The sequence below is a fragment of the Acidovorax temperans genome, from assembly GCF_006716905.1.
Classification (GTDB): Bacteria; Pseudomonadota; Gammaproteobacteria; order Burkholderiales; family Burkholderiaceae_C; genus Acidovorax; species Acidovorax temperans.
Genome location: NZ_VFPV01000001.1, coordinates 1,207,739 through 1,220,379, shown reverse-complemented (window position 1 = coordinate 1,220,379; position 12,641 = coordinate 1,207,739). Strand labels below are relative to the sequence as shown.

Genomic DNA, 12,641 nt, shown 5'->3' with positions numbered 1-12,641 from the left:
TGACGTTACTTGTTCAGCATTGCTTTAACGGCCAATGCCACCCAGAATGCGGTCATCCAGCGAGCGGCCATCAACTTTCGGGGCTCGGCGCACGATCGCTCCATTGCAGTGCGCGATGTCGTGCTGGCCCCCACAGAGGAAGCACGCAAGAAAGAGGTGGAAGCTATTGCCCGCCTGGCTGACTTCTACGCCAAGTCGGCAGCGCAGCTCGATGATGTGTTGAAGTCGGCTTCGCAAGTTCCACCCGAAGTGGGGCCCATGGTGCAGTCGCTCAAGGACATTGAAGCGCGCACTGTGGCTACCACCGCCAAAGTGGTGGCGTTGATGCAGGCGGGTGACCGGGCTGGCGCCGAGACTTTGCTGTGGGCAGAAGCCAAGCCGCAGTATGAGCAGTGGCTCGCCGCTGCCAACAAGCTGATTGATTACGAAGAAGCACGAATCATCGCGAACAGCCAACTGGCCAACAAGGACGCCAGCCAATTCACAGGCGTGATGCTGTCGATCACTCTGTTGGCGGTGCTTATCAGCATTGCTGTCATCGTGCTGGTTTCTCGCAGCATCAGCCGTGAGCTGGGTGCTGAACCGAGTGAGGTACGAGCAGTGGTGCAGGCCATCCAGCAGGGTGACCTGACGGTTCCGGTGCAGGTGAAGGCGGGTGACACCACCAGCGTGATGGTGGCGGTGCGCGATATGCAGCAGCGCTTTCATGAGCTGGTGTCTGCCGTGCGTGACAACGTGGACCAGCTCCGTACCACCAGCCACGACATCAGCACCGGCAACCAGAACCTGGGCCAGCGCACCGAGCAGGCTGCCAGCAGCCTGGAGCAAACGGCTGCCAGCATGGAAGAGCTGACGGCCACGGTGCGCCAGAGTGCCGATTCCGCACGCCAGGCCAACCAGCTGGCCACCACGGCGGCGGGCACAGCCACCAAAGGCGGCGAGGTCATGCAGCAGGTGGTGAGCACCATGCAGGACATTCACCAAAGCAGCCAGAAGATCGCAGACATCATCGGCGTGATCGATGGCATCGCGTTCCAGACCAACATCCTCGCGTTGAATGCAGCGGTGGAGGCCGCACGTGCTGGCGAACAAGGGCGGGGCTTTGCAGTGGTGGCGACCGAGGTGCGCAGCCTCGCGCAGCGCAGCGCAGAAGCGGCCAAGGAGATCAAGTCGCTCATCCAGACCAGCGTGGAGAAGGTCGGTTCTGGCGCAGAACTGGTGAGCAATGCTGGCGAGACGATGAACGAAATCGTGCGGGGTGTTCAGCGTGTCAACGACATCATCGGTGAAATCAGCAGTGCGGCGGCTGAGCAGAGCGACGGTATCTCTCAGGTGAATGTGGCTGTGAGTCAGCTGGACCACATGACCCAGCAAAACGGCGCACTCGTCGGGGAAAGCACTGCTGCCGCAGATAACCTTCGCAACCAGGCGCAACGCCTCGCAGAGTTGATTGCGGTGTTCCAGATCAACTCCGCAGCGCAAGGCAGGCTGGTGCGCGCTGCACAGCCTGGCATGCTGCACATTGCACGTTAAGAAGCGCGATGTTTTCCAGAGGCCTTCGGCGCATTGTGTTGGATGGCCTCTGTTGCCTTTGAGTACTGCGCATTAGCGCGCAGAAAGCCGACCGGCTTGCTGTGCATCAAGCTTGTGTCTCATTACCGCCTACCTGGGCTGCATCCGTTGTGGTGACCGTTTTTAAGGTCGCAGCCCGCACCAAAATTGGGCAAGCCGCACTCTCGCGCAGACTGTGCTTTTCAAAGGCAACAGCCTGCGGGTAGAGTGGGGCTTCGCGACCAAGGAAGCGGATCTGAACATGAAAACCACAAGCGTTTTTGCCGGACAAGCGTGCGGGGGGAGACAAGGGGCCGAGGGGGCAAACGCCCCGGCGCAATCAGCAAGGGTGGTGCGCCTTACGCCCATGTGGCGTGCGTTGGCAAGAGTCGCTTGGAGTCAGCGAATCCTGCTCTGTCTGCTGGCTGTGTCAGGGATCGCTTCGGCCCCTGTGAGTGCTGCAGATCCACCCAAGGCTGCGCTGCCGCAGCCGGGCTCGCCATTCACAGCGGCTCCATTTGTCGAGACTGTTGCAGCGCCGGACACCTTGCGTCAGTTGGCATCGGGGGGTTACGCCTTGTACTTGCGACACGGGCCGACGAACAACGCGATTCCAGACCGTACGCCCCGCGTTGATCTGCAGGATTGCGGCACGCAGCGCCCATTGACGGTTGAAGGGCGTCAGTTGATGGCACGGGTTGGCGATGCGATTCGCAAAGCAAACATCCCCATCAGTGAACTGCATGTCAGCCCCATGTGCCGCGCCCGCGAAAGCGCGGAGGCTGCTTTCCCCGCCATCACTGCGCTGACGGACCCCCGCCTCATCTACCTGGGCAATTTCACCGATGCGGAAAAGGCGCCCATCGTTGCGCGCACGCGCCAGTTGCTCTCCATGCCCGTGCCTTCCGGCAGCAACCGGCTGGTGCTGGCGCATGCGCCCAACCTCATGGACTTGATGGGCTACTTCCCCAAAGAAGGCACGCTGGTGGTGTTCCGCCCTCTGGGCGAGGCAGCGGGGTTTGAGTACATCGCCAGCATTCCTGCGGCCCAGTGGGGCGAGCTGTTGCGTCAAGGCCAAAAATGAAGCGTTTTCGCCACCTGTTGTCCCCGTACAGCCTGACCTTGATACTGCCCGTGGTGATCGCGGCGCTGCTCACGGGCGGACTGAATCTGGTGTCTTTTTTGGAGTTGCAGGAAGACCACCAGGTCGCCCGCGCGCAGCAGATCCAGGACTCCAACGAAATCAAGCTCACTCGCAATTTCAATATAGAGATCGCCACCGTCCAGGACCAGGTCGTCGATCTGCTGGAGAAGGCTGCCTCGGGCCAGGTGGACGAGGCGGGGGTTTACCGATTTCACTCCCAGCTCATCAACCGGCTGGCGGCGTTGGAGCAGCAGCTCCCCAGCCTCAAGCCGGCGGTAGGGGAAGAGAACCTGCGGGCCCTGCAGCGGGATTTCACCGAGTACCGCAATGCGCTGGTCCAGGCGACGGACCTGGCCACCATTGACCCGCCCAACGCGATGCGCCACGCCTACCGGGCTACGCTGAGTCATCTGAATTTTTCACAGAAATCGCGCGCCATCGCCATCTTGGTGGGCGAGCGCGCAGACCAGCGCAGCGAGGCCAGGGAAGAAAAGTTCCAGACGCATGCGGTTCGCAACGCCTTGGTGGGGGCTGCGTTGCTGCTGTCCATGATGGTCGCCTGGGTGCTTCTGGTGGTGCGGTTGAGCGCCCGCATGTCCATGCTCACCGCCACATTGGAGTCGTTGGCCCAAGGCGTGGTCAACCCTTCCTCGTTGCCCAGCGTCCAGGCCATGGCCAGCTACAAGTTCAAGCTGTGGAGCAGCTTGGCACACGCGGTGCTGGCCTTTCGAGACACCAGCCTGGCCTACCGCAAGTCGCAGAGCGAACTGCGCGAGCGCATGAAGGAAATGACGTGCCTGTACGACGTGATGAACCTCACGGAAGACCCCAAGCATGATCTGAATGAGATGCTGGAGGCGGTAGCGCAGCGCCTGCCTCAAGCCATGCGATACCCGGAACTGGCTGTGGGCTGGATTGATTACCAGGGCCGCCGCTACGGCCGCAGTGCGCCAGGAGAGAACTTTGGGGTGGACTTCAGCGGGGCAGGGGATCGCTCTGGGCGGGTAGGTGTGACCTATCTGGCCGGTGTACCCCCGGACGCGGGTGAGTCGTTCCTTGCCGAAGAGCGCTCTTTGCTTGAGGCCATCGCCAAACGCATTACCAATTTCATTGAACGCCGCCACACGGAGAGAGAGCTGGAGCAGACCGATCGCGCCTTGCGCACGGCGCGGCAGTGTGGGCAGTTGTTGATCCATGCGGAGCATGAAAACCAACTCATGCAGGGCATTTGTCGCCTGGCGGTGGAGGTGGGCGGCTATCGGATGGCATGGGTGGGGGCTGCGGAGAACGACGAGGAACGCACCGTGCGACCCGTGGCCAGCCACGGTTTTGACGACGACTACCTGGCCACCGCGCGCATCTCCTGGGCGGATGTGCCGCAGGGCCGAGGTACCACCGGGACGGCCATTCGTGAGCGCCGCACGGTGGTCACGCGTGATGTGCTCACCAACCCCGCATTGGCTCCGTGGCGAGAAGCCGCATTGCAGCGTGGGTATGGAGCCGCCATTGCGCTGCCACTGGTGGTGGACGGTGGGCAATGCATTGGTGCGCTGTGCTTGCATGCCCAAGAAAGCGATGCCTTCAGCGACGCGGAGGTGGATCTGCTGAGCGAGATGGCGAGCGATTTGTCCTTTGGCATCCGCACCCTGCGCACGCGTGAAGCCTTCACGGCCAACCTTGCTCAGTTGCAAAAGTTGTCTCTGGTGGTGGAGCAGAGTCCGAACTCCATCATCGTGACCGACCTGGATGCGAACATCGAGTACGTCAATGACGCCTTTGTGCGCAACACCGGTTTTTCCCGTGAGGAAGTGCTCGGCCAAAACCCGCGGCTGCTCAAGTCCGGCAAGACGCCCGTGGAGACCTACGAGGACATGTGGCAGACCTTGTTGGGCGGCAAGACCTGGGTGGGTGAATTCGTCAACCATGCGCGCGATGGTGTAGAGCACATCGAAATGGCCATCATCGTGCCCCTGATTCAGGCTGATGGGCGCGTCTCGCACTATGTGGCGATCAAGGAAGACATTACCGCCAAGCGCCAGCAGGAAGAGCAGTTGCGCAAGCTGGTACTGGCGGTGGAGCAAAGCCCTGAAAGCATCGTCATCACCAACACTGACGCCCGCATTGAATACGTCAACGAAGCGTTTGAGCGCAACACCGGCTACAGCCGCAGCGAAGCCATCGGCCTGAACCCCCGCGTGCTCAAGTCAGGCCATACGCCCAAGGCGACCCACGACGCCATGTGGGCTGCGCTGACCCGGGGCGAGATCTGGCGTGGCGAGTTGATCAACCGACGCAAGGACGGCAGCGAGTACGTGGAGTTCGCCACCATTGCGCCCATTCACCAGCCGGGCGGCCGCGTTACCCACTATCTCGCCATCAAGGAAGACATCACCGAGAAGAAGCGCATGAGCGATGAGCTGGAGCGCTACCGCCAGCACCTGGAAGAGTTGGTGGCCCTGCGCACGCAGGAGCTGGGGGCGGCGCTGCGCGAGCAAAGCGCCTTGTTTGAAGCCGCCAGCGTGGGCATTGTCTTGATGCGCGACCGGACCATTCTGCGGTGCAACCGGATGCTGGACGAAATGATGGGCTATCCGGCGGGGGCGCAAATCGGCTGCAATGTACGCATGTGGTACCCCACAGAAGCGGCCTACATGAAAGCTGGCGAAGAGGTATACGGCCGGGCTGACCTGGGCCAGGTTCACGTAGCGGAGCGCGAACTGGTGCGCAAGGATGGCACCCATTTCTGGGCACGCCTGTCCGCGCGAGCTGTGGAGACGGGCGAGATTTCGCAAGATCTGGTCTGTATCGTGGAAGACATTTCTCTGGAGCGGGCGGCCATCGAAGAAATCAAGAAGGCGCATGCGCTGGCGGAGTCTGCCAACCGCAGCAAGAGCGATTTCCTGGCCAACATGAGCCATGAGATCCGCACGCCCATGAACGCCATCATCGGCATGAGCCACCTGGTGCTGAAGACCGACCTGGACAAGCGCCAGCGCAACTACATTGAAAAAGTGTGTCGCTCGGGTGAAATCCTGCTGGGCATCATCAACGACATTCTGGACTTCTCCAAAATTGAAGCCGGCAAGATGAGTCTGGAGACAGTCGATTTCCATCTGGACGATGTGCTGGAGAACCTGGCCAGCGTGCTCAGCCTGAAGGCTGAGGACAAAGGCCTCGAGCTGCTGTTTGACTCGGCCCCTGATGTGCCCACCGCCCTGGTCGGCGACCCACTGCGGCTGGGCCAGGTGTTGATCAACTTGGGCAGCAATGCCGCCAAGTTCACGGACCGCGGCGAGATCATCGTTGGCGTGGCCAAGATGGGTGAGCACGAGGGCGGAGTAGACCTGCACTTCTGGGTGCGCGACACAGGCATTGGCATGACCCCGGAGCAGTGCGGCAAGCTGTTCCAGAGCTTCACCCAGGCCGACTCGTCCACCACGCGAAAGTACGGCGGCACGGGTCTGGGCCTGGCCATCTCCAAGAGCCTGGTGGAGGCCATGGGCGGGCGCATCTGGGTCGAGAGCGTGCCGGGCATGGGCTCTACCTTCCATTTCCAGGCCCGCTTTGGTACTCAGGCCCAACCCCAGGTGCGGCGCATGTTCAGGGCCGACGAATTGCAGGGCGTGCGCATGTTGCTGGTGGACGACAACGCCTCGGCGCGCGAGATTCTGGCCAGCATGGCCAAGAGCTTCGGGCTGGACGTGGACGTGGCATGGAACGGCGCCGAAGCCCTGCGGCTGATCGCGGCGGCAGACAAAACCCCCCGCCCTTACGAGCTGGTGCTGATGGACTGGAAAATGCCCAGCATGGACGGGGTGGAAACCGTGCGCCAACTGCGCAACGAGCAGCTCAACACCGTGCCCACCGTCATCATGGCAACGGCTTACGGGCGTGACGATGCGATGGTGAGCGCCAGCGAGCGGGGGGTGGTGCTGCAGGCCGTGCTGACCAAGCCCGTGACGCCATCGACCTTGCTGGAGGCGATTGGTGAGTCGCTGGGCAAAGGCCATGCGGTGGGCACTCGCAAGGGGGTGCGCGCGGACAGTTACGCCGAAGCGACCCAAGCGCTGCGCGGTGCCCGCATCTTGCTGGTGGAAGACAACGACATGAACCAGGAGCTGGCCATGGAGTTACTCAGCGAGGCGGGCATGACCGTAGTGCTGGCCAACCACGGCCAGGAAGCCTTGAGCATCCTGGCCCAAGACCCGAACTTTGACGGGGTGCTGATGGACTGCCAGATGCCCGTGATGGACGGCTACACCGCCACGCGGGAGATTCGCAAGAACCCCGCCTTCCACAGCCTGCCCATCATTGCCCTGACGGCCAACGCCATGGCGGGCGACAAGGAAAAGGTGCTGAATGCGGGCATGAACGACCACATTGCCAAGCCCCTGAACCTGGAGACCATGTTTGGCACCATGGCCAGGTGGATTCATCCGAAGCGGGCGTTGCAGGCTGAAATGGTTGCTATGAATTCAGTAGCTGGTGGCGCTTTAGGGGCGGGCGCTAGAGGCCAATTTGATGATATATCTGTGCCGGGGGTGGATGTGCGTGCTGGCTTGGCAACTGCCATGGGCAACGAGGCCCTGTACCGCCGCTTGCTGCGCAAGTTCTACGACGGTCAAAAGGACTTTGCCACGCTCTTTGCCAAGGCCCTGGCCTCGGCCGACCCGTCAGAAGCTGAGCGTTGCGCCCACACGCTGCGAGGAACGGCGGGCACTATTGGCGCCACAGAGGTGAAGGAGGCTGCGGAAGCCCTGGAACGCGCCTGCCAGCAGCGGGCTGCACCTGAGCAGATTGAATCCTTGCTGCACCAGGCGCTCGACGCCCTGCAGCCGGTGGTGGCTGCGTTGCACGGCCCGCTGGGTGACGAGGCTGTGGCCTCATCGCCTGCCGTGGCGGTGGATGCCGAGAAACTGGCGGCCCTGCGTGAGCAGCTGGCCGAGTTGCTGGACCGGGGTGACTCTGCGGCGCTGGATCTGTGTGAGCAGCATGCCGATCTTTGGCGCGCGGCTTATCCGGAGCAATGGGGCCAGATTTTTGATCACGTCAACAACTTCGACTTCGAAGCGGCTCTGGCATTGCTGCGGCCACGGGGATGAGGGGGCTTTCACGGCGCCTTGGCGCTTGAAGCCGGAGGGCTGGCGCATGCCAACAACCGAGTGTGGCGGGGCGGCGATGGTGAAAAAGAGCTTTTGGCGGAAAGTCGCTTTGTTGCAAAATGTTTTAACCCAAGCACTACCTAGGACGCCCCCCGCATGTCATATCCCATCGAAGGGGTTGTGAAGCCGACGATCCTGGTCGTGGACGACACACCTGACAACCTGTCGCTGATGCGGGAGTTGCTCCGCAAGGACTACCAGGTTCAGCTGGCCAATGGGGGCGAGCGGGCATTGAAACTGGCGGCCATGCAGCCGCAGCCCGATCTGATCCTGCTGGACATCATGATGCCGGTCATGGATGGCTACGAGGTCTGCCGAAGGCTGAAGGCAGACGCTGCCACGCGCGACATTCCGGTGGTGTTTCTGACCGCCAAGGCCGATGTGGAAGATGAAAAACGGGGGCTGGAACTGGGGGCGGTGGATTACATCACCAAGCCCATCAGCCCGCCGGTGGTGCTGGCGCGGGTCAAGATCCATCTGGCACTCAAGGCCCATGCAGACTTTTTGCGAGACAAGAGCGATTTCTTGGAAGCCGAGGTGAGCAAGCGCACCCGCGAGGTGCTCGCCATCCAGGACGTCACCATCCTGGCCATGGCCACCCTGGCGGAAACCCGTGACCTGGACACCGGAAACCACATTCGCCGCACACAGCACTACGTGAAGGCGCTGGCAGAAAAGCTGCGCACGCACCCCCGGTTTGCTAGCGTGCTGACGGACAACTACATCCAGATGCTGTTCAAGTCGGCTCCCCTGCATGACATCGGCAAAGTGGGTATTCCTGACCGCATCCTGCTCAAACCGGGGCGCCTGACCCCCGAAGAGTTTGAGATCATGAAAACCCACACCACCCTGGGCCGCGATGCCATAGAGCATGCGGAAATCCAGTTGGGAATGCCGGTGGAGTTTCTGTCCACCGCCAAAGAGATTGCGTTGTCACACCAGGAAAAGTGGGACGGCTCTGGCTACCCGCAAGGGTTGGCGGGGGAGGCGATCCCTCTGTCTGCGCGGCTGATGGCGGTGGCTGATGTGTACGACGCGCTCATCAGCCGCCGGGTCTACAAAAACAGTGTTCCCCACGAACAAGCGGTGGCAATCATTCAAGAGGGGCGGGGCGTTCATTTCGATCCCGACATCACCGACGCGTTTGTGGAGCTGCAGGAATCGTTTCGAGCCATTGCTGCGAGGTTTGCCGACTCTGATGACGACATGTCACGCAAACAAGCGCAGATCAACAGCCTGGTGGGGGCGTGAAGACTGCGCTTTTTAAGGGGGGAGCTTGCAGCGGGAGTGGAGTGTGGTGTCGTGCTGGTGGTGTTTATTCGCCGTCGTTGCCCGCACGCGCGTGACGCACTCGCCACAACACCGCTCCCCCCAGCATGGTGGCGGCAAAAAGCGCCATGGCACCCGTGTTCAGCAGCGCCCCCGTGGCGCGCCAGTGCGGGTCATCCAGCCCCCAAACCAGGCGCACGATCAGTGACAGGTGCAAGGCCACCAAGGGCAGGTAGAAGAACTTGCCGAATTCAATTTTGATGCGTGCAATGGCAGGAAGGATGACCGGGGCGTGCCCCAGCATCATGCTCACAATGAAACCCAGCCCGAGTGCATGCAGGGCCATGTCTCGCAGGGGCAAACCGAGCGTGGTGCCCGTCCAGGCCCAGCCTGCAACCGCAAGCCAGGCGTAGCCCCCGAGCAGACACACGGCCATGTAGCGGGCCAGCCCGTGGGCAAACACCGTGCGGCGTGCGATGTCAAACACGCCCAGCCACAGCGCCAGGAGCAGCAGCGACAGGCCGTACAACACGCCGCCTATGCGCACCGAAAAGCTCGTCAACGCAGCGCCCAGTGCCATCAACCCCAGCAGCAGCCAAAGCGATGCGTTGGCACCTGGGCGCCTGCGCATCAGCCGCGTCATCTCCAGGCGTTCTGCAGCAATGGTCATGGCCAGAAAGGCGAACCACCAGGGCAGGCTGGCAGCGTCGCCAGGCCGACGCAAAAACAGCACGCAGCCAATCAACCACGCCAAAGCCCCCCCGAGCAGCAGCAGGGTGTGCGCGGCCCGCTGACGATGCACAACGACGACGTTGACGGCGGTGAAGAACACGGCAGCGGCGAGCCACAGTACGGCGCCGACGTCGGTCTTATTGACCAGCAGGCACAGGGCCCCAACGCCAGATGCCAGTGGGGCGAGCCAGGCCGCACGCAATTTCACGGCCACGGCTCGCTCCACGCCAATCACTGTGCCCATGAAGCCGCAAATCATCAGCCCCGCGTGGACCACCGCGGCATGCCCCGCCCAACCCGAAAGCGGGAAGAGGGAGGGCAGGGGCACCCCAGCGCGAACGAGGCCCCCGGTGATGCCGCTCACCAGTGCCAGCGCTACCAGGATCAGAACCAGCGGCGCCAGCGTGCGAGGCCTGGCGGGCGCGACGCGTGTTCGCATGGGTGCCGAGGGAGGAGGCGGGGTCACCATCCCATGAAGCGGCGAGCCCGCTCGCTCATGCGCTCGGTGGACCAGGGTGGGGACCACACCAGCTCGACCTGTATCAACAATTCGGGTGGCATGTCGCGGTCCAGCTGTGTTTCGATGTCCTCTAGGATCACATCGGTCACCGGACACGCCGCAGAGGTCATGGTGACCTGGGCATGCAGCTTGCCATCGGCCACGGTGACGCCGTAGATGAGACCGACATCGACCACGTTCAGCGCCACTTCAGGGTCCACCACGCGGCGCAGCGCCGTCAGGATGGGCTGGCGTAACTCCTCGGGGCCCTCGTAGGGGAAGGGATGCTCAGTCATGGCACAAGGCTCGCGGAGCCCGGGTGGAAGCATCGGTACGCTTTGGCATGGTCGGTCACTGCGAAGAGTTCGGTTGCGCAGCCATTATGAGGACTTCCCGGCCGCGACTCAAAAAGTGGTTTTGATGGAGGAGGGGGCAATACGGTGGCGTTCTACGCCAAGGCTCGCTTCGTTCAAGCGCTCGCAGACGAAGCAGCCTTGTTCGCTGAGCCTCAGGCCAGGCGGAAGCGTGAAATCTGCTGCTTGAGTGATTGCACCTGGTCGTCCAGGTTGCTGGTGGCGGCAGAGGTTTCCTCTACCAAGGCTGCGTTTTGCTGGGTGGCTTGGTCCAGCTGCATGACGGCCTGGCTGATTTGATCGATGCCATCGGATTGCTCGCGGGAGGCTACGGCGACATCGGCAGCAGTGGCGTTGACTCGCTCAATCGACGTGACCACCTCCTGGACTGCGGTACCAGCTTTTTCTGCCAGCTCTGTGCCCGCATCCATCTTTTCGGTGTTCGTCTGGATGATGGTTTTGATCTCTTGCGCTGCTTCTGCCGAGCGCTTGGCCAGCGAGCGCACTTCGGCGGCCACCACGGCAAAGCCCCTGCCTTGCTCACCGGCGCGTGCGGCCTCCACGGCCGCGTTCAGCGCCAGAATGTTGGTCTGAAAAGCGATGCCGTCGATGACGCTGGTGATGTCGCGGATGCGCTGCGAAGATTCGTGCAGGTCGCGAATCATTCCCACCACTTCTTGCACACGCTCGCCCACGTCCTTGGCGTGCTTGGCGGCTGTGGCCGACAACTGGTTGGCCGTCTGGGTCATCTGCTGGTTACTTTGGACGGACGCAGTAATTTGCTCCATGGAGGCTGCTGTTTGTTCCAGTGAGCTGGCTTGTGCCTCGGTTCGTGCGCTCAGGTCCAGGTTCGCAGCCGCGATCTGGGATGAGGCCGAGGCCACTTCCGTGGTGTTCTCCTGCACCCGCATGAGGGTTGCGGATAAATGGCTTTGCATGGCCTTGAGCGACTCCAGGAGCCGGGTGAATTCGTGGTCTCCGTCTGTACGGATGGGCAAGGTCAGATCCCCTTGCCCGACCGTGGCCGCCACCTTCATGGCGTGTTCCAGGGGCTGCATGATGGCCCTGACCAGTGAGCCTGCCAGTACTACCACCAGAATCACTGCCACTGCACCAATGGCCAGGTTGATCTGGTTCTGGCGCTGCATCTGTGCTTCCAGTCGGCTCCCCGACGCGTTGGCAATCTTCAGTTGCAACGCTTTGAGTTGCGTGATGGGCTGCGCCAATGCGTCAATGGCCGGGAGAACTTTTTGCGTGAGCAGTTGGTTGGCGGCCGCTGCATCTGATTCCAGCATGTCTGCCGCCGCGGTGAAGGCCGCCACATAGGCCAGCCGACGGGTACGCATTTCAACAAACAGTGCCCGCCCTTCGTTGCTTTGGAGCATAGGCTCCAGGCGCTGGAACAGCTCGTCCAATTGCTTTCGCAAAGTGCCCATGCGGGCGCGCACTGCCGGCCGTGCGGAGGGTTCAATCACGAACAGCTCCAGCGTGTTGCGAGCGTTGGCCTTGGTCATGCTGTCGATTTCTGCGACCAGTTCCAGCTTCACCATGTCCTGCTCGACGATGCCCTTGACCGCCACCTGGCTGCGTGCATTGTTGAGCCATGCCACACCGACCACCGTGGCCAGCAGAGCGAATAGCACGAGGAACGAAGCGATCAAACGGCTTTTGATGCTGAAACGGTTAAACCATTGCATGGTGCATTTCTCGGAGGGTGCAGGCCGTGGATTGGCCCACCGGTGGATTCAAGAGGGGATGCGGCAATGGTAGGGATGGGAACGGGGGGCTGTGAATACCTCCTAGGACTTACCGGCTTGTGTCAGTGGGGGCGGCCATCGTTCGATGGAACTAGGGCTTGTGGCCAAGGACAGGTGCAGCATGAGCCTCTTGCTACTCGCTCGCATGCCTTGCCCTTCGCTGCGTCTGATGGT

The 12,641-nt window shown here is 62.0% G+C and carries 8 protein-coding genes; 4 read left to right on the top strand and 4 right to left on the bottom strand.

Annotated features, from left to right (window positions below; all coding sequences use genetic code 11):
* The first annotated feature begins 9 nt into the window (after positions 1-9).
* On the top strand, positions 10-1,533 hold the full coding sequence (locus BDD18_RS22730; protein WP_142081882.1) for a methyl-accepting chemotaxis protein: 1,524 nt from the start codon (positions 10-12) through the stop codon (positions 1,531-1,533).
* 106 nt (positions 1,534-1,639) lie between these two features.
* On the opposite strand, the gene BDD18_RS05880 is transcribed toward BDD18_RS22730, so the two are convergent.
* Positions 1,640-1,843 (bottom strand): hypothetical protein, encoded by a 204-nt coding sequence (locus BDD18_RS05880; protein ID WP_170207377.1) that lies wholly within the window; start codon positions 1,841-1,843, stop codon positions 1,640-1,642.
* Here BDD18_RS05880 and BDD18_RS05875 point away from each other — a divergent pair.
* The 3 genes from BDD18_RS05875 to BDD18_RS05865 all read left to right on the top strand — a co-directional run bounded on the left by BDD18_RS05875 (position 1,814) and on the right by BDD18_RS05865 (position 9,108).
* Positions 1,814-2,635 (top strand): histidine phosphatase family protein, encoded by an 822-nt coding sequence (locus BDD18_RS05875; protein ID WP_338071787.1) that lies wholly within the window; start codon positions 1,814-1,816, stop codon positions 2,633-2,635. The genes BDD18_RS05880 and BDD18_RS05875 overlap by 30 nt on opposite strands.
* Positions 2,632-7,797, top strand: coding sequence for a PAS domain S-box protein (locus tag BDD18_RS05870; protein ID WP_142081879.1), 5,166 nt, complete (start codon positions 2,632-2,634; stop codon positions 7,795-7,797). Before BDD18_RS05875 ends, BDD18_RS05870 begins: the two co-directional genes overlap by 4 nt.
* Positions 7,798-7,953: 156 nt before the next feature.
* On the top strand, positions 7,954-9,108 hold the full coding sequence (locus BDD18_RS05865) for a response regulator (RefSeq protein ID WP_142081876.1): 1,155 nt from the start codon (positions 7,954-7,956) through the stop codon (positions 9,106-9,108).
* Positions 9,109-9,172: 64 nt separating this feature from the next.
* Here BDD18_RS05865 and BDD18_RS05860 read toward each other — a convergent pair whose 3' ends face one another.
* The 3 genes from BDD18_RS05860 to BDD18_RS05850 form a co-directional block, all read right to left on the bottom strand.
* Positions 9,173-10,297, bottom strand: coding sequence for a hypothetical protein (locus BDD18_RS05860; protein WP_244938994.1), 1,125 nt, complete (start codon positions 10,295-10,297; stop codon positions 9,173-9,175).
* A 23-nt stretch (positions 10,298-10,320) separates the two neighbouring features.
* Positions 10,321-10,653: a metal-sulfur cluster assembly factor gene (locus BDD18_RS05855; RefSeq protein WP_066698441.1), complete on the bottom strand. Its 333-nt coding sequence runs from the start codon at positions 10,651-10,653 to the stop codon at positions 10,321-10,323.
* Between the two features lie 212 nt (positions 10,654-10,865).
* Positions 10,866-12,407, bottom strand: coding sequence for a methyl-accepting chemotaxis protein (locus tag BDD18_RS05850; protein ID WP_082758890.1), 1,542 nt, complete (start codon positions 12,405-12,407; stop codon positions 10,866-10,868).
* Positions 12,408-12,641 lie beyond the last annotated feature (234 nt).

What these genes read in the sequence shown, in the direction of transcription:
- BDD18_RS05875 (WP_338071787.1), top strand. Translation starts at nt 1,814, where the DNA reads ATGAAAACCACAAGCGTTTTTGCCGGACAAGCGTGCGGGGGGAGACAA.
- BDD18_RS05870 (WP_142081879.1), top strand. Translation starts at nt 2,632, where the DNA reads ATGAAGCGTTTTCGCCACCTGTTGTCCCCGTACAGCCTGACCTTGATA.
- BDD18_RS05865 (WP_142081876.1), top strand. Translation starts at nt 7,954, where the DNA reads ATGTCATATCCCATCGAAGGGGTTGTGAAGCCGACGATCCTGGTCGTG.
- BDD18_RS05860 (WP_244938994.1), bottom strand. Translation starts at nt 10,297, where the DNA reads ATGCGAACACGCGTCGCGCCCGCCAGGCCTCGCACGCTGGCGCCGCTG.
- BDD18_RS05855 (WP_066698441.1), bottom strand. Translation starts at nt 10,653, where the DNA reads ATGACTGAGCATCCCTTCCCCTACGAGGGCCCCGAGGAGTTACGCCAG.
- BDD18_RS05850 (WP_082758890.1), bottom strand. Translation starts at nt 12,407, where the DNA reads ATGCAATGGTTTAACCGTTTCAGCATCAAAAGCCGTTTGATCGCTTCG.